The organism is Acinetobacter sp. UNC436CL71CviS28 (genome assembly GCF_000620525.1).
GTDB classification, from domain to species: domain Bacteria; phylum Pseudomonadota; class Gammaproteobacteria; order Pseudomonadales; family Moraxellaceae; genus Acinetobacter; species Acinetobacter radioresistens.
Map to the genome: position 1 here is coordinate 18,555 of NZ_JIBB01000014.1, position 23,416 is coordinate 41,970.

The 23,416-nt window shown below is 41.5% G+C and carries 22 protein-coding genes; 16 read left to right on the forward strand and 6 right to left on the reverse strand.

Annotated features, from left to right (window positions below):
* Positions 1 to 4 precede the first annotated feature (4 nt).
* Together clpA and N518_RS0106865 are read left to right on the forward strand one after the other, a co-directional pair.
* A complete protein-coding gene (gene clpA / locus N518_RS0106860) occupies positions 5 to 2,281 on the forward strand; it encodes an ATP-dependent Clp protease ATP-binding subunit ClpA (RefSeq protein WP_005025664.1) in 2,277 nt (758 codons plus the stop codon).
* Positions 2,282 to 2,336: 55 nt separating this feature from the next.
* Positions 2,337 to 2,690 (forward strand): YnfA family protein, encoded by a 354-nt coding sequence (locus N518_RS0106865; RefSeq protein WP_026444097.1) that lies wholly within the window; start codon positions 2,337 to 2,339, stop codon positions 2,688 to 2,690.
* 35 nt (positions 2,691 to 2,725) lie between these two features.
* On the opposite strand, the gene N518_RS0106870 is transcribed toward N518_RS0106865, so the two are convergent.
* The 3 genes from N518_RS0106870 to N518_RS0106880 all read right to left on the reverse strand — a co-directional run bounded on the left by N518_RS0106870 (position 2,726) and on the right by N518_RS0106880 (position 4,954).
* Positions 2,726 to 3,193 (reverse strand): hypothetical protein, encoded by a 468-nt coding sequence (locus N518_RS0106870; protein WP_026444098.1) that lies wholly within the window; start codon positions 3,191 to 3,193, stop codon positions 2,726 to 2,728.
* 95 nt (positions 3,194 to 3,288) lie between these two features.
* A complete protein-coding gene (gene argF / locus N518_RS0106875; protein WP_005014629.1) occupies positions 3,289 to 4,209 on the reverse strand; it encodes an ornithine carbamoyltransferase in 921 nt (306 codons plus the stop codon).
* A 103-nt stretch (positions 4,210 to 4,312) separates the two neighbouring features.
* The gene (locus N518_RS0106880) at positions 4,313 to 4,954 is read right to left on the reverse strand and encodes a TetR/AcrR family transcriptional regulator (protein WP_026444099.1); all 642 of its coding nucleotides are present in this window, start codon (positions 4,952 to 4,954) and stop codon (positions 4,313 to 4,315) included.
* A gap of 266 nt (positions 4,955 to 5,220) precedes the next feature.
* Here N518_RS0106880 and prpB point away from each other — a divergent pair, with 266 nt between their 5' ends.
* Together prpB and prpC are read left to right on the forward strand one after the other, a co-directional pair.
* Positions 5,221 to 6,105 carry a methylisocitrate lyase gene (prpB, locus tag N518_RS0106885; RefSeq protein ID WP_017401069.1) on the forward strand — a complete coding sequence of 295 codons (885 nt, stop codon included), beginning with the start codon at positions 5,221 to 5,223 and terminating at the stop codon, positions 6,103 to 6,105.
* A 4-nt stretch (positions 6,106 to 6,109) separates the two neighbouring features.
* A complete protein-coding gene (prpC, locus tag N518_RS0106890; RefSeq protein WP_005405565.1) occupies positions 6,110 to 7,252 on the forward strand; it encodes a 2-methylcitrate synthase in 1,143 nt (380 codons plus the stop codon).
* Between the two features lie 62 nt (positions 7,253 to 7,314).
* On the opposite strand, the gene N518_RS0106895 is transcribed toward prpC, so the two are convergent.
* The 3 genes from N518_RS0106895 to glnL form a co-directional block, all read right to left on the reverse strand.
* On the reverse strand, positions 7,315 to 7,950 hold the full coding sequence (locus N518_RS0106895; protein WP_026444100.1) for a hypothetical protein: 636 nt from the start codon (positions 7,948 to 7,950) through the stop codon (positions 7,315 to 7,317).
* Between the two features lie 199 nt (positions 7,951 to 8,149).
* A complete protein-coding gene (gene glnG / locus N518_RS0106900) occupies positions 8,150 to 9,625 on the reverse strand; it encodes a nitrogen regulation protein NR(I) (protein ID WP_005405448.1) in 1,476 nt (491 codons plus the stop codon).
* The gene (glnL, locus tag N518_RS0106905; RefSeq protein WP_005014623.1) at positions 9,612 to 10,721 is read right to left on the reverse strand and encodes a nitrogen regulation protein NR(II); all 1,110 of its coding nucleotides are present in this window, start codon (positions 10,719 to 10,721) and stop codon (positions 9,612 to 9,614) included. Before glnL ends, glnG begins: the two co-directional genes overlap by 14 nt.
* Positions 10,722 to 11,087: 366 nt before the next feature.
* Between glnL and rimO the strand changes: the two genes are divergently transcribed.
* The 12 genes from rimO (at position 11,088) to lpxA (ending at position 23,412) form a co-directional block, all read left to right on the forward strand.
* A complete protein-coding gene (gene rimO, locus N518_RS0106910) occupies positions 11,088 to 12,431 on the forward strand; it encodes a 30S ribosomal protein S12 methylthiotransferase RimO (protein WP_026444101.1) in 1,344 nt (447 codons plus the stop codon).
* A gap of 58 nt (positions 12,432 to 12,489) precedes the next feature.
* Positions 12,490 to 13,218 carry a UMP kinase gene (gene pyrH, locus N518_RS0106915; RefSeq protein ID WP_005014620.1) on the forward strand — a complete coding sequence of 243 codons (729 nt, stop codon included), beginning with the start codon at positions 12,490 to 12,492 and terminating at the stop codon, positions 13,216 to 13,218.
* A gap of 77 nt (positions 13,219 to 13,295) precedes the next feature.
* Positions 13,296 to 13,850, forward strand: coding sequence for a ribosome recycling factor (gene frr, locus N518_RS0106920; protein WP_005014619.1), 555 nt, complete (start codon positions 13,296 to 13,298; stop codon positions 13,848 to 13,850).
* 3 nt (positions 13,851 to 13,853) lie between these two features.
* The gene (gene uppS / locus N518_RS0106925) at positions 13,854 to 14,603 is read left to right on the forward strand and encodes a polyprenyl diphosphate synthase (protein ID WP_005014617.1); all 750 of its coding nucleotides are present in this window, start codon (positions 13,854 to 13,856) and stop codon (positions 14,601 to 14,603) included.
* A 3-nt stretch (positions 14,604 to 14,606) separates the two neighbouring features.
* A complete protein-coding gene (locus N518_RS0106930) occupies positions 14,607 to 15,431 on the forward strand; it encodes a phosphatidate cytidylyltransferase (protein WP_005025673.1) in 825 nt (274 codons plus the stop codon).
* Positions 15,432 to 16,628 carry a 1-deoxy-D-xylulose-5-phosphate reductoisomerase gene (ispC, locus tag N518_RS0106935; RefSeq protein WP_026444102.1) on the forward strand — a complete coding sequence of 399 codons (1,197 nt, stop codon included), beginning with the start codon at positions 15,432 to 15,434 and terminating at the stop codon, positions 16,626 to 16,628.
* 2 nt (positions 16,629 to 16,630) lie between these two features.
* Complete coding sequence (gene rseP / locus N518_RS0106940) at positions 16,631 to 17,986, forward strand: RIP metalloprotease RseP (RefSeq protein ID WP_005404177.1); 1,356 nt, start codon at positions 16,631 to 16,633, stop codon at positions 17,984 to 17,986.
* A 24-nt stretch (positions 17,987 to 18,010) separates the two neighbouring features.
* A complete protein-coding gene (bamA, locus tag N518_RS0106945; protein WP_005014612.1) occupies positions 18,011 to 20,515 on the forward strand; it encodes an outer membrane protein assembly factor BamA in 2,505 nt (834 codons plus the stop codon).
* Between the two features lie 46 nt (positions 20,516 to 20,561).
* Positions 20,562 to 21,059, forward strand: coding sequence for an OmpH family outer membrane protein (locus N518_RS0106950; protein ID WP_005014611.1), 498 nt, complete (start codon positions 20,562 to 20,564; stop codon positions 21,057 to 21,059).
* A gap of 3 nt (positions 21,060 to 21,062) precedes the next feature.
* Positions 21,063 to 22,133, forward strand: coding sequence for a UDP-3-O-(3-hydroxymyristoyl)glucosamine N-acyltransferase (gene lpxD / locus N518_RS0106955; protein WP_005025677.1), 1,071 nt, complete (start codon positions 21,063 to 21,065; stop codon positions 22,131 to 22,133).
* 6 nt (positions 22,134 to 22,139) lie between these two features.
* Positions 22,140 to 22,616: a 3-hydroxyacyl-ACP dehydratase FabZ gene (gene fabZ, locus N518_RS0106960; protein ID WP_005405310.1), complete on the forward strand. Its 477-nt coding sequence runs from the start codon at positions 22,140 to 22,142 to the stop codon at positions 22,614 to 22,616.
* 7 nt (positions 22,617 to 22,623) lie between these two features.
* On the forward strand, positions 22,624 to 23,412 hold the full coding sequence (gene lpxA / locus N518_RS0106965; RefSeq protein ID WP_005025678.1) for an acyl-ACP--UDP-N-acetylglucosamine O-acyltransferase: 789 nt from the start codon (positions 22,624 to 22,626) through the stop codon (positions 23,410 to 23,412).
* The last annotated feature ends 4 nt before the right edge of the window (positions 23,413 to 23,416 follow it).

The window sequence follows — 23,416 nt, forward strand, 5'->3', positions numbered from 1 at the left end:
TCGCATGCTCAGTCGTCAACTCGAAGTATCCTTACGTTTGGCTGTAAGCATGGCTCGACAAAAGAGACATGAGTTCCTAACGGTTGAACACCTATTGCTGGCTTTGCTGGACAATGATTCTGCAGTTAATGCGTTAAAAGCATGCGGTGCAGATATCGTTTTACTGCGTAAAGAGCTAGAAGAATATGTAGAACAACATACCCCTAAACTTGGTGAAAACAGTGACCAGGCACCACATCCGACAGAAAGCTTTGACCGGATTCTGCAACGTGCTATTTTTCATGTACAGTCCAGTGGCGGTGACCGTACTGTAGAAGGTGCCGATGTTTTGGTTGCAATGTACTCTGAGCGGGATTCCTTTGCAGTCTATTTGCTCAAGCGTCATCAGATTAACCGTTTGACCCTGACTCAATATCTTTCGCATGGTACTCGAAAAGACGAAGTACATATGGAAGAAGAAGCTGAAGATATTGAAGGCGAGGCCACCAGTTCTGCCAATGCAGGGCCGCTGGAACTCTATACTACAAATCTGAATATTGAAGCTCAAAAAGGTAAAACTGATCCACTGATTGGTCGTGAAAAAGAAATCGAGCGTGCCGCACAAATTTTATGTCGTCGCCGTAAAAATAATCCGCTTCTGGTGGGTGATCCAGGTGTGGGAAAAACTTCAATTGCTGAAGGCCTTGCATGGCTGATCGTCAATAACAAGGCGCCTAAGCCACTGGCGAATGCTGAAATTTACAGTCTGGATATTGGTGCGCTAGTCGCAGGCACCAAATACCGTGGAGACTTTGAAAAGCGTTTAAAACAGCTGTTAAATGCCCTGAAGAAAAAACCGGAAGCTGTGTTATTTATTGATGAAATTCATATGATTATTGGTGCAGGCTCTAGTATGGGCAGCACGATGGATGCATCAAACCTGATTAAGCCAGCGCTGGCAAATGGTACTTTACGTTGTATTGGTTCAACCACGTTCCAAGAATACCGTCAAGTATTTGAAAAAGATCATGCCTTATCACGTCGATTCCAGAAAATTGATGTAAACGAACCGACACTTTCAGAAAGTATAGATATTCTACGTGGCTTAAAACCTAAATTCGAAGACTTTCATCATGTAGAGTATGAAGATAGTGCCTTGGTTGCTGCGGTAGAGCTATCATCCAAATTTATTAATGACCGCTTTCTGCCAGACAAGGCAATTGACGTAATTGATGAAGCGGGGGCACAGCGGAGATTAAAAGCTGATGCAGACAATACCCTGATTACAGTTGAAAATATTGAAGATATTATTTCAAAAATTGCCCGTATTCCACCCAAAACTGTCTCTAAAGATGATAAAACAGTACTGAGTCATTTAGAGCGTGATCTAAAACGTGTTGTTTTTGGACAGGATGAAGCAATTACTGCACTGGCTTCAGCAATCAAGCTATCGCGGGCCGGCCTTAAGTCGCCAGATAAGCCGGTTGGCAGTTTTGTATTCGCAGGACCAACAGGTGTTGGTAAAACTGAAGTGACCAAACAGCTGGCAAAAATTTTAGGGCTTGAGCTGGTACGCTTTGATATGTCCGAATATATGGAGCGTCATACGGTTTCACGTCTGATAGGTGCTCCTCCTGGTTATGTTGGTTATGATCAGGGTGGTCTGCTGACTGATGCAATCCATAAAAATCCGCACTGTGTATTGCTTCTGGATGAAATTGAAAAAGCTCATCCGGATGTATTTAACCTGTTATTACAAGTGATGGATCATGGGTCACTGACAGACAATAATGGCCGTAAATCAGATTTTCGCAATGTGATCCTGGTTATGACTACAAATATCGGTGCAGAAAGTATTTCGCGTACTAGTATTGGTTTCGTAGAGCAGGACAACAGTAATGATAATCAGGAAGCAATGAAGAAAGCGTTCTCACCAGAGTTCCGTAATCGTCTGGATGGCGTAATTCAATTTAAGCCATTACCAACTACGATTATCGAATCTGTAGTAGACAAGTTCCTCACAGAACTGCAAGCACAACTGGATGAGAAAAAAGTTGTACTGGAAGTGGATCAGAGTGCGCGCGAATGGTTAACAGAACAGGGTTATGACCGTCTGATGGGTGCACGTCCAATGCAGCGATTGATTCAGGAACATCTGAAAAAACCGCTTGCAGAGATGATCCTGTTTGGTGAGCTGGCTGAACATGGCGGTAACGTTGCGGTATCCGTGAAAAAAGAAAATGGACAGGCTGTTGGGCTGAAACTGGAAGTCTTTGAAGACCAGACAGCTGAACCTGCTTAAGCTCTATTTAAAGATATAACCCGTGTTTCGACACGGGTTATTTTTTGGAAATTTTATGGACTTACAATTTACCAAGATTTTAACAACTTTCTTTTTATTCTTTATGACAGCGTTGGCTGAAATTCTTGGCTGTTATTTTCCCTATCTGATATTAAAAGATGGTAAGTCAGCCTGGTTGTGGCTACCTACAATAATCAGTCTGGCAATTTTTGTATGGTTGCTGACTTTACATCCGGCAGCCTCAGGACGAATTTATGCAGCCTATGGAGGAATTTATATATTCACAGCGCTCTTATGGTTACGCTGGGTTGACCAAGTCATATTGACGCGCTGGGATCTGTTAGGCGGAGCAATTGTGCTTTTAGGTGCAAGTATTATTATTTTACAGCCTCAAGGATGGCTACGTTAAAGCACATATAGTAATTTGCCCCTTGAGTCTTTATGTTAAAACTTGCACTGGGTATTTTTCATTTTAATCTGATATCGTCCATAGTCAGAATTAAGTGTCATATTTAATTCATATGGGTTAACGCGCTGAAACTCATGTTCAAAAAAGTGCGAACAGTTGTTGATGACTCCTTTTCTAAATAATTGTTCTACTTTATTTTGTCCTACAGACTGGGCAAACTGCCTAAAATCAGGTGTAACAATTAGTCCCTGTACCTCTATATGATCTGCATAGCTCATGACCTGTTCAAGTACAGTATTTTCATCGATCTGATAAGGTAGAACACGTGAATTTTCTTCACTCAAAGCCTGTAGCACATCATTCAGACGGTTTTTATCAGTAATCTTATAATCGGAGCTTATAATGCGCTCTTGTATTAAGTACCGATCCAGACTGGTGGGTTGTGCGTATAGACTAAAACTAGATAGAAGGGTAGAAAGGAAAAGAATCGTTTTAATCAGCATTATAAAATCACATATAAATATTATGGTTTTTATTATATAAAGATCAAGGCTTAAAAAAAGCATCCGAGGATGCTTTTAATACAAAAAGATACTTATTAAGACTGTTTCATATTTTCATTGAGCAAGAACTCTACCAATGCTTTTTGAGCATGCAGACGATTTTCGGCTTCATCCCATACTACTGCATTTTTATGATCCAGCATGTTCTCTGAAATCTCTTCACCACGGTGAGCAGGTAAACAGTGCATAAACAGACAGTCCGGATGTGCAAGTCCCATCAATTTTTCATTTACTTGAAACTGTGCAAACGCCTGTTCACGGTGTTTCTGTTCTTCTTCCTGCCCCATGCTGGCCCAGACATCTGTTACGATCAAATCGGCATTGACGGCAGCATCTTCTGCATTGTTAAAGACTTCAACACAATGTGCAAATTCGGTAAGGAATTCTTCTTTAGGTTCATAACCTGCTGGAGATGCAATCTTGAGTTTAAAGCCCATCATATGTGCAGCTTCAATATAGGAGTTACACATATTATTGCCATCACCGATCCAGGCTACAGTTTTGCCTTCAATCGAACCACGATGCTCGATATAGGTTTGCAGGTCTGCTAGTAACTGGCAAGGATGATGATCATCGGTTAAGCCATTAATTACTGGAACTTTGGAGTAAGAAGCAAACCGTTCGACAATGTCATGACCAAAAGTACGGATCATGACAATATCGAGCATACTTGAGATTACACGGGCTGAGTCTTCAATAGGCTCACCTCGGCCAAGCTGGGTATCACGTGAAGACAGAAAAATTGCATCGCCACCAAACTGGCTCATACCGGCTTCAAAAGAGATACGGGTACGGGTGCTTGATTTTTCAAAGATCATTCCCAATACTTTACCAACAAAGGGTTGATAGACTTCATTGTTGTGCTGCATGCGCTTGAGTTCGCTGGCGCGTTCCAGGATGCGGTTGAGTTCCAGACTTGATAAGTCGCGTAAAGTAAGAAAATGCCGTAGAGTCATGTTTGCTCCACAATAATTGCTGTATAAAACAACAATTAGTTGCTTGCTGTTAGTGGAAAGGAAACGAATTAATATACTATAAGAGAATCAAAATGCAAAAGAACTAAGCCTTTTGATGGCCTTTTAAGAATAAATCTACACAGTAATGAATATATTCCATCATTTTCTGATGATCTTCAGCAGGTGCAAGGCCCATCAGGATCCGCCATTCAAAATTTCTCAAAATTCCAAAAAACATCATCGCAGAATAATTAGGATTAGGACAAACCAGTTTACCTTGCTGATGGCCTTTATCTAAAGCGACCGCAATACACTGCTGGATATGTTGTGGACCTTGAGTGTATAAATAGAGTGCCAGCTCAGGGTTACGCTGAGCCTGTTCAATCACCAGACGCATGAATGCCATATTTTCAGGCTGTATCAAGTGTTGATAGAAATTGATGAGTGTATGCGCAAGATAGTGACGTAACTCGCTAATATGAAAGTCAAAAGGAATACAAATATCTTTAAAAAATAATTCCCGGCGATAGTCACAAATTGCTGTAAACAAACCTTCCTTATTGCCAAAATATTTATAAATTGATGCTTTTGAACCACCGGCATGTTGGACAATATCATCAAGCGATACCGCATCATAACCCTTATCAAGAAACAGCTCATTCGCACTAAGCAATAAAGCCATTCGGCGTTCCTGTCCTCGACGGGTTTGCGGTTTTTCGCAATCAGTAGATGCAAGATGGACCAATGAATGATACCTACAAAGAAACAGTAAGAAAGGAAGATAACAATAAGTTTGAAAGAGTATAGCAAAACTATGCGCTAATTTCTGTAACGCTGTGTGGTCTCAAAAGCTTATTGTCAGTCATAATTTAATAAACAAAAAAATGAAAATGGATTCATTTTTCTTTGACTAAAGTTTTAGAGTCTGTATTCTAAAAGGCCATACCGGTTTAAAAGATTAAACCTTATACTGAAAATTCAATAACGATAGAAAGAACTGTGGAAGAGATCATGACACAACAAATGTCTGCAGGTTTAAGATTTAGACAAGCATTGGAAGCAGAAAAACCGCTACAGATCATGGGCACAGTGAATGCCTATGCAGCCATGCTGGCAACCCAGGTAGGCTATAAAGCAATATATTTATCAGGTGCAGGTGTGGCGAACTATTCATACGGTTTACCTGATCTGGGCATGACCAGTCTAGATAATGTTCTAGAAGATGTACGCCGTATTACTGAACGTGTAGATACTCCTTTACTGGTTGATATCGATACAGGCTGGGGCGGCGCTTTTAATATTGCCCGCAGTATTAAACAGATGATCCGTGCAGGTGCGGCGGCAGTTCATATTGAGGATCAGGTTGCCCAAAAACGTTGTGGACACCGTCCAAATAAAGAAATTGTGTCACAGCAGGAAATGGTTGACCGTATTAAAGCTGCAGCCGATGCAAAAATTGACCCCAATTTTGTCTTGATGGCACGAACCGATGCGCTGCAAAAAGAAGGCCTGCAGGCAGTAATTGACCGTGCCTGTGCTTGTGTTGAAGCAGGTGCAGATGCAATTTTTGCCGAAGCCATGACCGATATTACCATGTACCGCACTGTATGCGATGCAGTAGGTGTACCAGTACTGGCCAATATCACTGAATTTGGTGATACGCCGTATTATACAACGGAAGAGCTGGCTGAGCAGGGCATTCGTATGGTGCTGTATCCGCTTTCTGCAACACGCGCCATGCAAAAAGCAGCGCTTGAAGTAATGCGCTCCGTTCGTGAACAAGGTACACAGGTAAATGTGCTGGATAAAATGCAGCCACGAAAAGAACTTTACGAATTTTTAGATTATCACTCTTTTGAAAATACCTTAGACAAACTCTTCAAGCAGGAGAATTAAAACAATGGCTGAAGGAAAAGTACTGACAGGCGCTGGACTGCGCGGACAGGTTGCTGGTAAAACTGCACTTTCAACTGTAGGAAAAAGTGGAGCAGGCCTGACTTATCGTGGTTATGACGTACAGGATCTGGCAGAAAACTGTCAGTTTGAAGAAGTAGCTTATCTGATTTTCTTTGGTGAGTTGCCGACTGCTGAGCAGCTGGCTTCTTACAAGGCGAAGTTAAAGTCTTTGCGCCAACTGCCCCAAGCTTTAAAAGAAGTACTGGAACGTATCCCGGCTGATTCACATCCGATGGATGTTATGCGTACTGGTGTTTCAATGCTGGGAAATCTGGAAACAGAAAAATCATTTGACCAGCAGCAGGATATCGCAGACCGTATCCTGGCGACTTTACCAGCAATTATCTGCTATTGGTATCGCTATAGTCATGATGGTGTACGTATTGAAGAAAGTACTGATGATGATTCTATTGGTGCACAGTTCCTGCATTTGTTACACGGTAAAAAACCCAATGAACTGCATGAACAGGTGATGAATGTATCACTCATTTTGTATGCAGAGCATGAATTCAATGCTTCAACTTTTACTGCACGTGTCTGCGCTTCTACTTTATCTGATATGCATTCGTGCATTACTGGCGCAATTGGTTCATTACGTGGTCCGTTACATGGTGGCGCCAATGAAGCCGCTATGGATATGATTGAAAACTGGCAGTCTCCAGAAGAAGCTGAGCGTGAGATGCTGGGCATGCTGGAACGTAAAGAAAAAATCATGGGCTTTGGTCATGCCATCTATAAAGACAATGATCCGCGTAATGGGATTATTAAAGTCTGGTCTGAGCGTCTTGCGAAAGATGTCGGAGATACTGTTCTATATCCGGTATCGGTACGTTGTGAAGAAGTCATGTGGCGCGAGAAAAAGCTATTCTGTAATGCGGATTTCTTCCATGCCTCGGCTTATCATTTTATGGGTATTCCAACAAAGCTGTTTACACCGATTTTTGTAATGAGCCGTGTTACTGGCTGGGCTGCTCATGTAATGGAGCAGCGTGCAGATAACCGTATTATTCGCCCAAGCGCTGATTATATCGGTCATGAACTGCGTAAAGTTATACCTATTGCTGAGCGTAGCAAGCAGTCTGCTTAATACTGAAATATAAAAAGCAGAGGCATAATGCCTCTGCTTTTTTATGAAGTATAAATTTAGCGTTATATTTTACTTTTTACTGTTAAAGAAATCGGGTCTTCAGTGGTATAGCCCGTTTCTTCAGGAAATGCCAGATAACGTACTGTTACCAAGACTTGGTTTTGTGCGGGAATATAATATGCTTGTTTGACTGAAAGTGAAGGTTTATAGCTGACAGCCTGCTGTAGCTGACTGTTGAACCATATAGAACTCACCTTATATTGATAAGTGTATTGAGGTACTTTGAGAGTTTTATCTATCCAAATTGCTGGCACATTCGTTTGCTGTTTTTTTAAAATATGAATATTAAAAATTTTGGGAGTAATAAGCTGTAAAGGTTGAAGTCGTTGTTTTATTTTATTGAGTTCAGGCCGAAGTACATCAATTGACTGGTCATAATCAATCTTCCGGGTGCGTTGATTAATATATAAAGAATTTACTTTAAACAGCTTGGGTGATTGATTAGCTTTATAAAACTGATAGTAATAAAGTTGCGGCAGGCGGCCACGTCCGTCTTCATAATGGCGTAACAGATAAACTTTTTTGTCGGTAGGTTCATACCCTAAAAATTCAATATACTGCCCACCACCAACTGTAGCATGACTGATCATAGGTATAGCTACACATAAAGGTATAGTAAATAAAATAGGCTTTAACATAGCTTTTGTCCTATCAGATAGTCATAAGCTATAAATGCCATAAACGGGTAAATTTTTAAAGAAGACTTTTACATAGGGACCATCAGCAATAAAACAGATTTTTACTTATTCTTTTAATTACTCCAAGCTGGTTATAAGCAATAAAAAGTAAATAATTTCAATAGCACTTTAAAAAAGTGCTATTGATAACAGGAAGAAGTTAATCTTCAACTTCTTCTTCGATCTCATCGTCGGCTGTACTCATACCCAGTTCTTTGAGTTTACGAGTTAGCGTGTTACGACCCCAGCCTAAAAGCTCGGCAGCATGACGTTTACGTCCACGAGTTTGTTGCAGTGCTGCCTGAATCAAAGTACGTTCAAACAGGGGTGTGGCAATATCCAGAATTTTCATTTCACCATTTTGCAGTTTCTGAATCGCCCACTGACCTAACAGTTCATCCCACTGCTGGCTGGAGGCACGCTGTATGCTAGGAGATGAAATGGAGACGTCTTCAGCCCTCTGGATGGGTATCTGTTTAAGTTCTGGAGGAAGATCTTCTGGATAAATTTCTCGGCCAGTAATCATGACCGTTAGCCAGCGGCAGGTATTTTCAAGTTGACGTACATTACCCGGCCAAGGAAGTTGCTGCATATACTGTACGGTTTCCTGTCGCAGTATTTTGGGGCTAACTCCCAGTTCTTTACCTGCACGCGCCAAGAAATGCTGAGCCAGCATTGGAATATCTTCACTACGGTGCGCAAGTTTAGGAATATGAATCCGGATAACATTTAAACGGTGAAATAAGTCTTCACGGAAACGGCCATCGTGAACCAGTTTTTCCAAATCCTGATGAGTTGCAGTCACAATACGGACATCAACTTTTACTGATATATGTCCACCCACCCGATAAAATTCGCCATCGGCCAATACACGTAAAAGGCGGGTTTGTGTTTCAAAAGGCATATCTCCAATTTCATCAAGAAAAAGAGTTCCGCCATTGGCCTGTTCAAAACGTCCCTGACGCTGACTGTTTGCACCGGTAAAAGCACCCTTTTCATGACCGAACAGTTCAGTTTCAATCAGATCTTTTGGAATAGCCGCCATATTCAGGGCAATAAATGGTTTGTTTTTTCGTGGTGAATGCTTGTGTAAAGCATGTGCTACCAGCTCTTTGCCTGTACCCGATTCACCATTGATTAAGACAGTGATATGAGACTGTGTTAAACGGCCAATTGCACGGAATACTTCCTGCATCGCCGGCGATTCACCTATTATTTCGGTTGACTGGATAGGAGCAGTAACTCGGGATTCCTGTTGCTGCAATTTACTGATATGCAAAATTGCACGCTGTACCAGAGCCAAGGCTTCATCGATATCGAAAGGTTTGGGTAAATATTCAAAAGCACCTGTCTGGTAACTTGATACTGCAGATTCAAGGTCAGAATGTGCAGTCATAATAATGACTGGTAAATCGGGGTTACTCTGTTTGACTTTACTTAGAAAGGTGAGCCCGTCAATACCAGGCATGCGTATGTCGGTTAAAATAACATCTGGTGGTGCCAGCATAAGCTGATCCAGGGCAGATTGAGCCTCTTCAAAGCTTGTTACCTCGAAACCTTCTTCTTTGAAAGTTTTTTCCAGTACCCAGCGCATGGTGCGGTCATCATCAATAACCCAGATTTTATTTTGCGGCATGGTTTAACTCCCAAGGTAAATATAAGCTGAATATGGTTTGTCCTGGAACAGACTGGCATTCAATCATGCCGTTATGCTGGTGCATAATGTTCTGTGCAATGCTTAAACCTAGTCCAGTGCCTTTGGCACGTCCGGTAACAAGTGGATAAAAAACAGATTCCTGTATCTCTTCTGGAACACCCGGTCCATTATCTTCAATATCTATACGTATAGCAGAGCGATGTAATAATCCATTAATTGTCACCAGTCGCTGTATACGTGTTCTAAAAATAAGTTCAGGCCGGTGATGCACAAAAAAATCCCTGTTTTCTGATATTGCCTGTACTGCATTTGCACCAATATTGAGCATAACTTGAATTAATTGATCGCGGTCAGCATGAACTTCAGGTAAGGACAAATCATAATCCCGCACAATCTTGATTTTATTTTTAGTTTGATTGGCAATTAATGAGCGTACACGTTCTAATGGTTCATGAATATTGACATTTTCATAGCTTGGTAGCTGACGCGAACCCAGCATGATATCTGCCAGATTTCTAAGCCGGTCTACTTCATTAATAATAATATCGGTAAATTCTGCATATTGCGGGTCATTCAGGCTGCGTGCCAGTAGCTGGGTGGCCCCTCTGATACCTGCTAGCGGATTTTTAATTTCATGTGCTACACCACGGATCAATTGCCGTGCGACCTGATGCTGCTGAATAAAGTTCTCTTCTTTGGAAATTTTGAGCATGCGGTCAATCGGATTAATCTCGATTATGAGCAGGGGGTGATAGGATTTACCCGAATTTAGCTCTGAAACGGTATAATCTACATGAATATCCTTAAAATTGACGCTAACAATTGCCTCACGGCGGGTATAAGGCTGGCCTGTTTTAAAAGTGTTGAGCAGTGCTTCTTCTGTATTAAAAGTATCATCCGGTGTTTGCAGTAAATTAATAACAGGAAGGCCACTTGCACGTAACAGGCTAATATCAAACAGTGCTTCACAAGAAGAATTCAGGTAGAAAATATCGAGATTGCTATCGACAAGTAAAATTGCTGTAGTCAAGTGGTCTACAAGTAAACGATAGTCAATTTCTGTATATTGCTCCATTATTTGATCATTCCTGTATTAAAATAGCGCAATGCTTTCTTCATAAAACTCTTTCATGACTTCATTTAAGTAAGATTAAGCAAAATATAAGCCAACTCTAAAAGATTTGAAAATTTTTTAGTTTATAAGGACTAATAATTTGAAATATATAATTAAATTTTTAAATTTAAAAACATAAAAAATACTTAAATTATAAAATGTCTACTTATTTAAGTAAAAAATATTATGAACCAAATTGGTGCAACTATAACATTTATATATAATGTTGGATGTATATTGGTGCATTGCATAAAGAGTCGGGATTTAACCTATGCTTGGAACAAGAAAAGACATACAATACGCGCATTCTAGTGGAGCGCAGGATTCATGAAGTCCCCCAAAGTCGGTTTTGTTTCTTTAGGTTGTCCTAAGGCATTGGTAGATTCTGAACGAATCTTAACTCAGTTGAAAACTGAAGGTTATCAAGTAGCATCAGATTACGATGGTGCTGATTTAGTTGTTGTAAATACCTGTGGTTTTATCGAATCGGCAGTACAAGAATCCTTGGATGCGATTGGCGAAGCCATGAGTGAAAATGGCCGGGTCATTGTAACCGGTTGTCTTGGAAAAGATGAAGACAAGATTCGCCAAATGCACCCGAATGTCCTGAAAGTGACTGGTGCAGCAGCGTATGAAGATGTTATGTCTGCAGTACATCAGTATGTGCCGGCACCACCCAAGCATAATCCTTTTATTGATCTGGTTCCTGAACAGGGCGTTCGTCTGACCCCTAAACATTATGCATATTTAAAAATATCAGAAGGGTGTAATCATCGCTGTACATTCTGCATTATTCCAAGTATGCGCGGTGATCTGGTTTCACGTCCGGTTGGTTCTGTGCTTGAAGAAGCTGCTGCACTTAAGCGTGCCGGTGTAAGAGAAATTCTGGTCATTTCTCAGGATACTTCAGCCTATGGTGTCGATACCAAGTATAAGCTTGATTTCTGGAATGGACAGCCGGTAAAAACCAAATTCTTCGACATGTGTGAAGCACTAGGGCAACTGGGAATTTGGGTGCGTCTGCATTATGTCTACCCTTACCCACATGTGAATGCTGTTATTGACTTAATGGCGCAAGGTAAGATCTTACCTTATCTGGATATCCCATTCCAACATGCCAGTCCGCGTATTCTGAAGTTGATGAAACGTCCCGCGCATAGTGAAAATACGCTAGAACGCTTAAAAGTATGGCGAGAAAAATGTCCTGATCTCGTGATTCGTTCGACATTTGTAGTAGGTTTCCCCGGTGAAACTGAAGAAGATTTTCAAATTTTGCTGGAATGGCTCAAAGAAGCTCAGCTTGACCGTGTAGGCTGCTTTACCTATTCACCTGTAGAAGGTGCAACTGCAAATGATCTGCCAGATCATGTGCCAGAAGAAGTAAAGCAGGAGCGTTATGAGCGTTTTATGCAAGTACAGCAGGAAATTTCAGCTGCAAAACTGCAAAAGCGTATTGGTCAAACTATGACGGTGCTAGTTGATAATCTGGAAGAAGAATTTCCAGTTGCTGTTGCCCGCTCTTATGCTGATGCGCCAGAAATTGATGGTAATGTATTTGTAGAAGATATTGATAAGAGCCAGATCAAGTCCGGCGATCTGCTTGAGGTGGAAATTACAGATGCAGATGAATATGACCTGTTTGCAAAGCTGATCCGTATCAAGTCGGTTTAAACACCGTAGCTTAATATACAAAAAAGAATTTAATTTTAAACCGATTTGGAGTGAAATTATGGCAGATAGTAATAGCCCGCGTTATTCACGCATCCTGCTTAAATTGTCAGGTGAAGCCCTGTCAGGTAATAAAGACATGGGTATCGATGCGAATGTGCTTGATCAAATGTCTTTATCTATTGCGCACTTGGTAGGTCTGGGCGTACAGGTAGGTATTGTGGTAGGTGGCGGCAATCTTTATCGTGGAAGTCAGCTGCAAAAAGATGGTTTGGTAGGTCGTGTAACAGGGGACCAAATGGGCATGCTGGCTACAGTGATGAATGGCCTGGCCCTACGTGATGCTCTGGTGCGCCGTAACATCAAAACCCGGTTAATGTCAGCATTACCGATTGGTACGGTGGTTGAGTCTTACTCTAGTCGTGATGCGATTCGTCATCTGGGCCAGAACGAAGTATGTGTATTTGTAGCAGGTACAGGTAACCCATTCTTTACAACTGATACAGCGGCTTGCCTGCGTGGTATTGAAATTGAGGCTAACCTGATTCTAAAAGCTACTAAAGTTGATGGTGTCTATAATAAAGACCCAAGCAAATATGATGATGCGGTCCGTTATGATCATTTAACTTTTGATCAGGTATTGGATGAGAAGCTAGGTGTGATGGATTTAACAGCAATCTGTCTATGCCGTGATCACAATGTACCGTTACAAGTATTTGATATGAATAAGTCAGGTGCTTTACTTTCAGTGGTAATGGGTGAAAAAGAAGGTACGCACGTTACGAACTAATGTACGTGTGACCTAAAGCTCTTTATACTATTGCTATTTATACTCCTTTGATTCTATTAAAGTAAGGAAAATCACATATGATTAACGACCTTAAAAAAGACAGCGAACAGCGTATGCAAAAGTCCCTGGAGTCTTTGGAACAGGGTTTTGCTAAAGTCCGTACTGGCCGTGCCCATCCGTCTATCTTAAATGGCGTTATGGTTCCTTACTATGGTTCTGATGTACCATTAAACCAGGTTGCAAACGTTGGTGTTGAAGATTCCCGTACTCTGGTGGTTCAGCCTTTTGAACGTACGATGGTCTCTGCAATTGATAAGGCAATTCGTGAAAGTGATTTGGGTCTGAACCCGATTACTGCAGATGCTATTCGTGTTCCAATGCCTGCACTGACTGAAGAAACCCGTCGTGATATGCAGAAGGTTGCCCGTACAGAAGCTGAAAATGCTAAAGTTGCTATCCGTAATATTCGACGTGACGTTCTAGGTGATATCAAGGCATTATTGAAAGAAAAAGAAATTTCTGAAGATGATGAGCGCCGTGCTGGTGAAGAGATCCAGAAAATTACTGACAAATATGTTGCTGAAGTTGATAAACGTTTGGCCGCCAAAGAAGCTGAATTGATGAAGGTCTAATTCATGACCGCATCCGAAGAGAAACATCTTCCTGAGCATGTTGCCATCATTATGGATGGCAACAACCGCTTTGCTAAAAAGAATCAGATGCAAAAAGGTGAAGGACACCGTGAAGGTAAAAATGTCCTCGATCCTATTGTTGAGTGCTGTGTAGAACAGGGTGTAAAAGCTTTAACTGTTTTTGCGTTTTCAAGTGAAAACTGGAATCGCCCGCAATTTGAGGTCGAGCTGCTTATGTCTCTTCTTGAAGAGACGATTCATGACCAGATGCCGCGGATGGAAAAGTTTGATATCTGTCTGCGTTTTATCGGAGATCGCTCACGGTTACCTGCACATTTGCGCGAATTAATGTTGCAAGCTGAACAAAGGACTGCTAATTTCAGCACAATGACGCTTGTTATTGCTGTCAGTTATGGTGGTATGTGGGATATTGCAGAAGCTGCAAAGCAGATTGCTCAAGATGCAGTAAACCAGAAAATCCAGATTGAAGATATTAATGTTGATTTGTTCGGACAGTACGCCTCGCTTGGAGATTTACCTCCTGTTGATCTGCTGATTCGTACCGGCGGAGATTATCGGCTTTCGAATTTCCTGCTTTGGCAGGCTGCTTATGCCGAGCTATATTTCACCCCGACGCTATGGCCTGAATTTACCGTAAATGAGTTCAACCACGCGCTCAACATTTTTAATAGCCGTGAACGGCGCTTTGGCAAAACTTCAGAGCAAATCCAACAAAAGAAACTTGAGAATTAATAAATGTTAGAGCGGATAATTACCGCATTGGTGTTGGTAGCAGTAGTACTGAGCTGCATGTTTGCTACCCAGTCAGATTATCCAATGTTAGGGCTTATGGTGTTGGCAGCGGGGGTCGCAGGATATGAGTGGTTTAAGCTCATGCCCAGAACTACAAAATATGTGATAAAACCGATTGCTTGGTGCTATGGTGTTCTCAGTGCCGCCATCTCGGCTCTGGTTCTCTATTTAAATGATATTGCCCTGTTACTGTGGGCTGCCTCTATTTTAACTTGGATTTTTAGTATTTACTGGGTAAAGTCATACCCTGAATATGATAACTGGTACAATGCTACACTTAAGGGTATTGGTATTATTCTTATTTGTGCGGCTGTTACAGCAATTTTTGCAGTCTGGCATAGTTCACCTTGGTGGCTGATGTATCTGTTTCTGCTGGTCTGGGGTGCAGACAGTGGTGCTTACTTTGTTGGTCGTAAGTTTGGACGAAAAAAACTGGCCCCCTCGGTTAGCCCAAATAAATCGGTAGAAGGCCTATACGGCGGAGTAAGCGTAGCCGCTATTATTATCGTTGTGGTGGCATGGATCTATCTCGATCTTACACTGATTCAATATCTGCTCTTCATTATACTTTCTGTAGTTACGGTACTAGGTTCAGTACTGGGTGATCTTTTTGAGTCCATGATTAAACGCCGCGCAGGCATTAAAGATTCCGGTCGTGTTCTTCCAGGACATGGCGGTGTACTCGATCGTATTGACTCTCTACTGGCCGCTGCACCTATATTTGCAGCGGGTATGTATCTGTTAAAACTTATTGGTGTAGATTTATAGATGTCACAATCTGTTTGTATATTGGGTGTTACAGGCTCTATTGGTCAGAGTACTTTAAAAATATTGGAGCAGCATCCAGATCAATATTCGGTGTTTGCAGTAAGTGCTTATAGCCGTATAGATGAGCTTGCCCAGATATGCAGACAATATCAGCCTAAAATAGCTGTAGTGCCCGCTGACCGTGTAGATCAGCTTAGCCGGCATTTAAAGGATTTGCAGCTCAGTCATATTCAAATCTTGAGTGATGAGGCAGGCCTGATAGCCGTAGCTAAACATCCGGAAGTTGATGTGGTAATGGCAGCAATTGTCGGAGCAGCCGGGCTTTTACCGACTTTATCCGCTGTTAAAGCAGGTAAGCGAGTACTGCTAGCCAATAAAGAAGCACTCGTTATGTCCGGTGACATTATGATGCGTGCAGCGCGAGATCATCAGGCTTTACTTTTGCCGGTAGACTCTGAGCATAATGCCATTTTTCAATGTTTGCCTCATGACTATATGAATGCTGATGCGCATGGCAAACCTGTAAAAGGGGTGTCGCGTATTTTGCTTACTGCATCAGGTGGCCCATTCCGTCAGCATAGTCTTCAACAGTTGCATGAAGTCACTCCACAGCAGGCCTGTAAGCATCCAAACTGGTCAATGGGACAAAAAATTTCAGTTGATTCAGCTACCCTAATGAATAAGGGGCTGGAATTAATTGAAGCCTGTCATCTATTTTCAATTGCTGAGCACTTTGTGACAGTTGTGGTTCATCCGGAAAGTATTATTCATTCCATGGTGCAATATGTAGATGGTTCAACTTTGGCACAAATGGGGAATCCGGATATGTGCACACCGATTGCTCATGCATTAGCTTGGCCTGAGCGTATACAGACTCATGTACCTGCACTTGACTTGTTTGCACAGCAGCAATTGAATTTTCAGGAACCGGATATCGTACGTTTCCCCGCGTTAAAGCTCGCAAGAGAAGCAATGAAAGCGGGAGGTGTCGCCCCTGCAATTTTAAATGCAGCCAATGAAGTGGCAGTCGCAGCTTTTTTAAAAGAACAAATCCGTTTTACTCATATTGCTGAAATAGTTGAGCAGACCTTAAATACCGTTCACAATAGGTCTGCAGAACAGCTTGAGACCATACTTGAGGCTGATACGCAAGCGCGTGAAGCTGCATTTGACTCTATTGGAAAAATGAGAAGCTGATGATGAATGCTTTGTTTATGATTGTCGCAGCCATACTTTTACTCGGACCGCTGATTGCAATTCATGAGTTTGGACACTATTTTGTGGCACGTAAACTGGGTGTAAAAGTTCAGGTTTATTCGATTGGCTTTGGGCCAACCCTGATCAAGTGGAAATCAAAAAAATCAGGTATTCAGTATCAGCTTTCAGCCTTGCCTTTTGGTGGCTACGTCAAAATGCTGGATGAGCGTGAAGGAAATGTTGCTGAAGAAGACTTGCCGCAGGCATTTAACCGCCAGTCTCCCTGGAAGCGTATTGCTATTGTTGCGGCGGGGCCGCTCATTAATCTGGTATTTGCGATTGTACTTTTCTGGATTTTATTCCTGCCTTCACAAGAGCAGTTAAATACACGTGTAGGCAAGATTTTTCCCGGTACCCCCGCTGCAGCTGTGCAAATGCAGACCGGTGACAAAATTACTGCTATAGACGGCACACCAGTGAGCACTTGGGAAAAATTAAATTACGCTATAGTAGATCGTGCTGGTGAAACTGGAGTGATTCAGGTTCAGGTTGAACGGCAGGGACAATTACAACAGTTTAGTCTACCAATACAGAATTTCCTAAAAGATCAAAGTAAATCTCCTTTGGAAACTTTGGGTTTTATTCCTTATCGTCCACAGATTCCGGCAGTGGTGACCAAGCTGAGCGAAGATGGTGCAGCGATACGTCAGGGAATAAAGGAAGGTGACAAGATTGTTGCAATTGATGGCGTAAAAATGAAGGACTGGTTCGATGTAGTTGAAATCGTGCAAGCATCGCCAGAGAAGCTTCTAAAGATAGATGTATTGCGTAATGGCGAAATCAGGCAGCTTGATGTGATGCCACAAGGGCAACGAGACAATATGGGAAATGTCATTGGCATGCTGGGAGTACAAAGTACGCCAGGTAAAGTTACAATTCCTGACGAATATAAACAAACAATTCAATATAATCCTGCACAAGCTTTAATGATGGCAGTAGATAAAACTGGTCAAATCTCCGGGATGATTTTGAACTCGATGGCTAAAATGGTTCGAGGGCTGATCGGTCTGGATAATTTGTCTGGTCCAATTACAATTGCCAAGGTGGCAGGCCAAAGTGCCGAGATGGGATGGCAAACTTTTATTTCTTTTATGGCTTTAATGAGTATAAGCTTGGGAATTTTAAATCTGCTTCCAATACCAATGCTTGATGGCGGACATTTAGTCTATTATTTTATTGAAGCGATTCGTGGTAAGCCCGTTTCTGAACAAATACAAATATTTGGTTTGAAAATTGGTATGGTACTGCTCGGTAGTATGATGCTCCTGGCATTATTTAATGATTTTATGCGTTTATGACGTAGATGATGGAATAAACTAACTATGCGGCACACACATCTATTTATGCCTCTAGCTCTTGTTAGCGCTATGGCAGCAGTACAACAAGTATATGCAGCAGACGAGTTCATTGCTCGTGATATAAAAATACAGGGACTTGTACGTCTGTCGCCTGCAAGTGTCTCTACCATGTTACCCATTAACAGTGGTGATCGGGTAGATGATGCAGCGATTTCAAATGCTGTACGGGCACTTTATGCTACCGGCCTGTTTGATGATATTAAAGCTTCCAAAGAAAATGATATACTGGTATTTAATGTGGTCGAGAGACCAATTATTTCTAAAGTAGAGTTTCAGGGTAATAAGCTGATTCCAAAAGAAGCACTGGAAGATGGCTTAAAAAGAATGGGCGTGGCTGAAGGAGAAGTATTTAAGAAGTCTGCAATTCAGACAATTGAAACTGAACTTGAGCAGCAGTACACCCAGCAAGGCCGTTATGATGCAGATGTACGTGTACAGACTATTGCCCGTCCAAATAACCGTGTAGACCTGAAACTTGAGTTCGTTGAAGGCACTGCAGCAAAAGTGGTTGATATCAATATCATTGGTAATACCGTTTTTAAAGAAGACGAGATCAAACAGGTTTTTGCAGTACGTGAAAGCAGCTGGAGCTCAATTGTTACACGTAATGACCGTTATGCACGTGAGAAAATGGCTGCAAGTTTGGAAGCTTTACGCGCTCTATATCTGAATCGTGGTTATATCAATTTTAAAATCAATAACTCTAACCTGAACTTGAGTGAAGATAAAAAACATATCTTTATTGAAGTTTCTGTAGATGAAGGCGAGCAGTTTAAATTTGGCCAGACCAAGTTCTTGGGCGATGCGCTTTATAGTCCTGATGAACTCAAAGCACTAAAAATCTATAAAGATGGCGATACATATTCACAAGAAAAAGTAGATGCAGTCAAACAACTATTACTTCGTAAGTATGGTAATGCTGGTTACTACTTTGCCGAAGTGAATGTTGCACCGCAAATTAATAATGAAACTGGTATCGTAGATTTAAACTACTATATTAATCCAGGCCAGCAGGTTACTGTACGGCGTATTAACTTCTCCGGTAACAGTAAAACAGCAGATGAAGTACTGCGTCGCGAGATGCGTCAGATGGAAGGCGCATTAGCAAGTAATGAAAAAATTGACCTTTCTAAAGTACGCCTTGAACGTACCGGATTCTTCGAGAATGTTACGATTAAGCCGGCACGTATACCGGGTGCACCGGATCAGATTGACTTAAATGTCGATGTAAAAGAACAGCACTCTGGTACTAGTACACTAGCAGTTGGCTATTCACAAAGTGGCGGTATTACGTTCCAGGCCGGTTTAAGCCAAACTAACTTTTTAGGTACGGGTAACCGTGTATCTATCGACCTGTCCCGTTCGGAAACTCAAGATTACTATAATCTGAGCGTAACTGATCCATACTTTACCATTGATGGCGTCAGCCGCGGTTATAACCTGTATTATCGTAAAACCAAACTTGATGATGACTATAACGTCAATAACTATGTAACTGATAGTTATGGTGGAAGCCTGAGTTTTGGATATCCGATTGATGAAAACCAGAACCTGAGTGCTTCTTTAAATATTGATAATACAGAAGTAACTACAGGACCATACGTTTCTACTTATGTTCGTGATTATCTGCTTGCCAATGGGGGTAAAACTTTAGATACCACCCAATATTGTCTTGTTGATCGTGTAAAAGATGAAGCCACTGGGGCTTATAATTGTCCTGAGGGTCAACTTTCAGATCCTTATGGAAATAAGTTTGGGGGTGAATTCCTGACCTATAACCTAAATTTAGGCTGGTCTTATAATACTTTGAACCGTCCTGTATTCCCAACCAATGGTATGTCGCATCGTATTAATGCTGAAATTGCACTTCCAGGCAGTGATGTGGAATATCAGAAATTGACTTATGATGCCCAGGCATTCTTCCCGTTAGGTAAGGATTTTACTTTACGTACCTATGGTAAGCTTGGCTATGGTAATGACTTACCATTTTATAAAAACTTCTATGCGGGTGGTTATGGTTCGGTCCGTGGCTATGACGTAAGTACTTTGGGTCCTAAATATCCGGGTGTAACCTATTCTGAAACTAAAGTAGAAGATCCGTCTCCTGAAGAAGTCGGGGGTAATGCTTTAGTACAATTTGGTACTGAACTGGCACTGCCACTTCCATTTAAAGGCGACTGGACCCGCCAGGTGCGGCCTGTAATCTTTGCTGAAGGCGCACAGGTATTTGATACACAATGTGACGTTTCAAACTCAACCATTTTCTATAAAGGGCAAAGTTTAGACAGTAAAAAATACTGTGAAGATAACTTTGGCTTTGATTTGGGCGAAATGCGTTATAGTGTGGGTGTAGGCTTTACTTGGATTACCATGATTGGTCCTATTTCGCTCAGCTATGCATATCCTCTAAATGATAAAGAGGGTGACGAGACCCAAGCTGTACAATTTGAAATTGGCCGTACTTTCTAAGTACGGTTTGATACTAACTACATTAAATATGACAGGGATGTTCTACATGAAAATAATAAGACCACTGGTGGTAAGTTTAGGCCTGAGTCTGGCTGGTCTTACTCATGCGGCAGGATATGGGGTGATTGATCTGGAGCGTATTGTTGAAAACAGTACCTATCTGAAGCAGCAAAATGCCAGCTTGAGCCAGTCAGTCAAACCTTCTAGCACCCGTCTGGAACAGATTGGTAAAGAGATTGAAGCTTTACGCCAGAAAGCACAAAGTAATAATAAAATCAGCGAGACTGAAGCACAGAAACTAAGTGCGCAGTATCAAGCTAAAATGGGCGAATTTAATACACTGCAGCAATCTTTACAGACACAAGTGCAGACTACACTTCAAACTATGAATAGAACCTTTGAGGCTCGTGTCAAACAGGCTGCTGAACAATTGCGCCAAGAAAATAACCTTGATCTTGTTTTGAATAAAAACTCGGCACTTGCCTATGACCCTAAACAGGATTTAACTGATAAAATGATTCAAAAGGTCAATGCAATTAAATAATCAATGAAACAACAACGTTATCGTCTGGAAGAGCTGGCTCATCTGGTACAGGGGCAGCTTGTCGGACAACCGCAATTCGAATTGCAAGGACTTGCCAGTCTGGAAAATGCCCAGAATAATCAGATTGCTTTTGTAAACGGGCATAAATATCTTGAGCAGGCACGTTCTTCCAAGGCGGGCGTGCTGATTACCACTGCAGAGCTACAGGCACAGCTTCCAGAGCATCAGAATTTCTTGATTGTGCCTAATCCCTATCTAGCTTTTGCCATCTTAACCCATGCTTTTGAGAGAAAAACAAAAGCAGTAGGTATTGAAAATACGGCTCAGATTCACTCTTCCGCAATTATATCTGATACAGCTTATATAGGTCATTATGTGGTTATTGGTGAGGACTGTGTAATAGGTGATCATACAGTTATACGGTCACATGCAAAGATTGATGATGGTGTGGAAATTGGCAAGCAATGTTTTATTGACTCTCATGTGACCATTACCGGTGAATCTAAAATTGCTGACCGTGTCAGAATTCATGCTAATACTGTTATTGGCAGTGAAGGTTTCGGCTTTGCACCTTATCAGGGAAAATGGCACCGAATTGTACAGCTAGGCTCAGTTCATATAGGGAATGATGTGCGGATCGGTTCAAATTGCAGTATCGATCGAGGCGCACTTGACGATACAGTTATAGAGGAAGGTGTAGTTATTGATAACCTTGTGCAAATTGCACATAACGTTCATATTGGTGCACATACTGCAATTGCGGCCAAATGTGGTATTGCAGGAAGTACCCGAATTGGCAAAAACTGTATACTGGCTGGAGCATGTGGGGTAGTAGGACACCTGACTATTACTGATAATGTGACTCTGACGGGAATGTCAATGGTCACAAAAAATATTTCTGAGCCTGGAACGTATTCTTCAGGTACAGGTATTTTTGAAAATAATCACTGGAAACGTACAGTTGTACGGCTAAGACAATTAGCAGATGTGCCATTGACCCAACTGACCAAACGACTTGATCATATGCAATCTCAAATTGAGTCTCTTGAATCAACTTTTAAATTGCGTAAATAGAATATGATGACCGAGTCTAAAATCCCAGCATTTGCTGTGCCTGAATTACCAATGCACATTCAAACCATCCGCGAATATCTTCCACACCGTTATCCTTTTCTGCTAGTAGACCGGATTACTGAGGTGACAGAAAATGGAATTGTCGGATATAAAAATGTATCGATTAATGAAGAATTTCTCCAAGGACATTTTCCTAACTATCCACTTATGCCGGGGGTACTGATTGTAGAGGCACTCGCTCAAGTATCTGGTATTCTTGGCTTTATCATGAATGAACAAAAGCCATCAGAAGGTTCTCTGTTTCTTTTTGCAGGAGCTGAGAAAGTAAGATTTAAAAAACAGGTGGTTGCGGGTGACCAACTCGTATTAAAATCAGAGTTGGTAATGCAAAGACGCGGCATTTATAAATATCAATGTACTGCCAGCGTCGATGGTATAGTAGCAACTACAGCGGAAATTATGGTTTCGCATCAGCAAGTATAGAGCAGGCATGAGCAATAACGACTTCATTCATTCTACCGCTATTATTGACTCATCTGCAGTAATTGCTCCAGATGTACAGATTGGACCTTATTGTATTATTGGCCCAAATGTAACTATTGGAGCTGGTACAAAACTCCACTCACATGTTGTAGTGGGGGGCTTTACCCGAATTGGCGAGCAGAATGAAATATTTCAGTTTGCCAGTGTCGGAGAAATATGTCAGGACCTGAAGTATGCAGGTGAAGAAACTTGGCTTGAGATTGGGAATCATAACTCGATTCGTGAACATTGCAGTTTACATCGGGGGACTGTTCAAGATAAAAGTTTGACTAAAATCGGTGATCATAATCTGTTGATGGTGAACACCCATGTTGCTCACGACTGTGTTATTGGTGATCATAATATTTTTGCAAATAATGTAGGAGTAGCAGGTCACGTTCATATCGGTGACTTTGTAATTGTTGGTGGAAACTCTGGTATCCATCAGTTCTGCAAAATTGATTCTTATAGCATGATTGGCGGCGCATCGCTTATTTTAAAAGATGTGCCTGCATATGTAATGGTATCAGGTAATCCTGCACATGCATTCGGTATGAACGTTGAAGGTATGCGACGTAAAGGCTGGTCAAAGAGTGTAATTCAAGGGCTTAGAGAAGCTTTTAAGCTGATCTATAAAGCCAGTCTGACGACAGAGCAGGCTATTGAGAAAATTCGTGCAGAAATTCTTCCTGAAATTAGTGAAGTACAATTATTGATTGATTCACTGGAACAGTCAAAGCGTGGTATTGTGCGCTAAGCAT

What these genes read in the sequence shown, in the direction of transcription:
- clpA (WP_005025664.1), top strand. Translation starts at nt 5, where the DNA reads ATGCTCAGTCGTCAACTCGAAGTATCCTTACGTTTGGCTGTAAGCATG.
- N518_RS0106865 (WP_026444097.1), top strand. Translation starts at nt 2,337, where the DNA reads ATGGACTTACAATTTACCAAGATTTTAACAACTTTCTTTTTATTCTTT.
- N518_RS0106870 (WP_026444098.1), bottom strand. Translation starts at nt 3,193, where the DNA reads ATGCTGATTAAAACGATTCTTTTCCTTTCTACCCTTCTATCTAGTTTT.
- argF (WP_005014629.1), bottom strand. Translation starts at nt 4,209, where the DNA reads ATGACTCTACGGCATTTTCTTACTTTACGCGACTTATCAAGTCTGGAA.
- prpB (WP_017401069.1), top strand. Translation starts at nt 5,221, where the DNA reads ATGACACAACAAATGTCTGCAGGTTTAAGATTTAGACAAGCATTGGAA.
- prpC (WP_005405565.1), top strand. Translation starts at nt 6,110, where the DNA reads ATGGCTGAAGGAAAAGTACTGACAGGCGCTGGACTGCGCGGACAGGTT.
- N518_RS0106895 (WP_026444100.1), bottom strand. Translation starts at nt 7,950, where the DNA reads ATGTTAAAGCCTATTTTATTTACTATACCTTTATGTGTAGCTATACCT.
- glnG (WP_005405448.1), bottom strand. Translation starts at nt 9,625, where the DNA reads ATGCCGCAAAATAAAATCTGGGTTATTGATGATGACCGCACCATGCGC.
- glnL (WP_005014623.1), bottom strand. Translation starts at nt 10,721, where the DNA reads ATGGAGCAATATACAGAAATTGACTATCGTTTACTTGTAGACCACTTG.
- rimO (WP_026444101.1), top strand. Translation starts at nt 11,088, where the DNA reads ATGAAGTCCCCCAAAGTCGGTTTTGTTTCTTTAGGTTGTCCTAAGGCA.
- pyrH (WP_005014620.1), top strand. Translation starts at nt 12,490, where the DNA reads ATGGCAGATAGTAATAGCCCGCGTTATTCACGCATCCTGCTTAAATTG.
- frr (WP_005014619.1), top strand. Translation starts at nt 13,296, where the DNA reads ATGATTAACGACCTTAAAAAAGACAGCGAACAGCGTATGCAAAAGTCC.
- uppS (WP_005014617.1), top strand. Translation starts at nt 13,854, where the DNA reads ATGACCGCATCCGAAGAGAAACATCTTCCTGAGCATGTTGCCATCATT.
- N518_RS0106930 (WP_005025673.1), top strand. Translation starts at nt 14,607, where the DNA reads ATGTTAGAGCGGATAATTACCGCATTGGTGTTGGTAGCAGTAGTACTG.
- ispC (WP_026444102.1), top strand. Translation starts at nt 15,432, where the DNA reads ATGTCACAATCTGTTTGTATATTGGGTGTTACAGGCTCTATTGGTCAG.
- rseP (WP_005404177.1), top strand. Translation starts at nt 16,631, where the DNA reads ATGAATGCTTTGTTTATGATTGTCGCAGCCATACTTTTACTCGGACCG.
- bamA (WP_005014612.1), top strand. Translation starts at nt 18,011, where the DNA reads ATGCGGCACACACATCTATTTATGCCTCTAGCTCTTGTTAGCGCTATG.
- N518_RS0106950 (WP_005014611.1), top strand. Translation starts at nt 20,562, where the DNA reads ATGAAAATAATAAGACCACTGGTGGTAAGTTTAGGCCTGAGTCTGGCT.
- lpxD (WP_005025677.1), top strand. Translation starts at nt 21,063, where the DNA reads ATGAAACAACAACGTTATCGTCTGGAAGAGCTGGCTCATCTGGTACAG.
- fabZ (WP_005405310.1), top strand. Translation starts at nt 22,140, where the DNA reads ATGACCGAGTCTAAAATCCCAGCATTTGCTGTGCCTGAATTACCAATG.
- lpxA (WP_005025678.1), top strand. Translation starts at nt 22,624, where the DNA reads ATGAGCAATAACGACTTCATTCATTCTACCGCTATTATTGACTCATCT.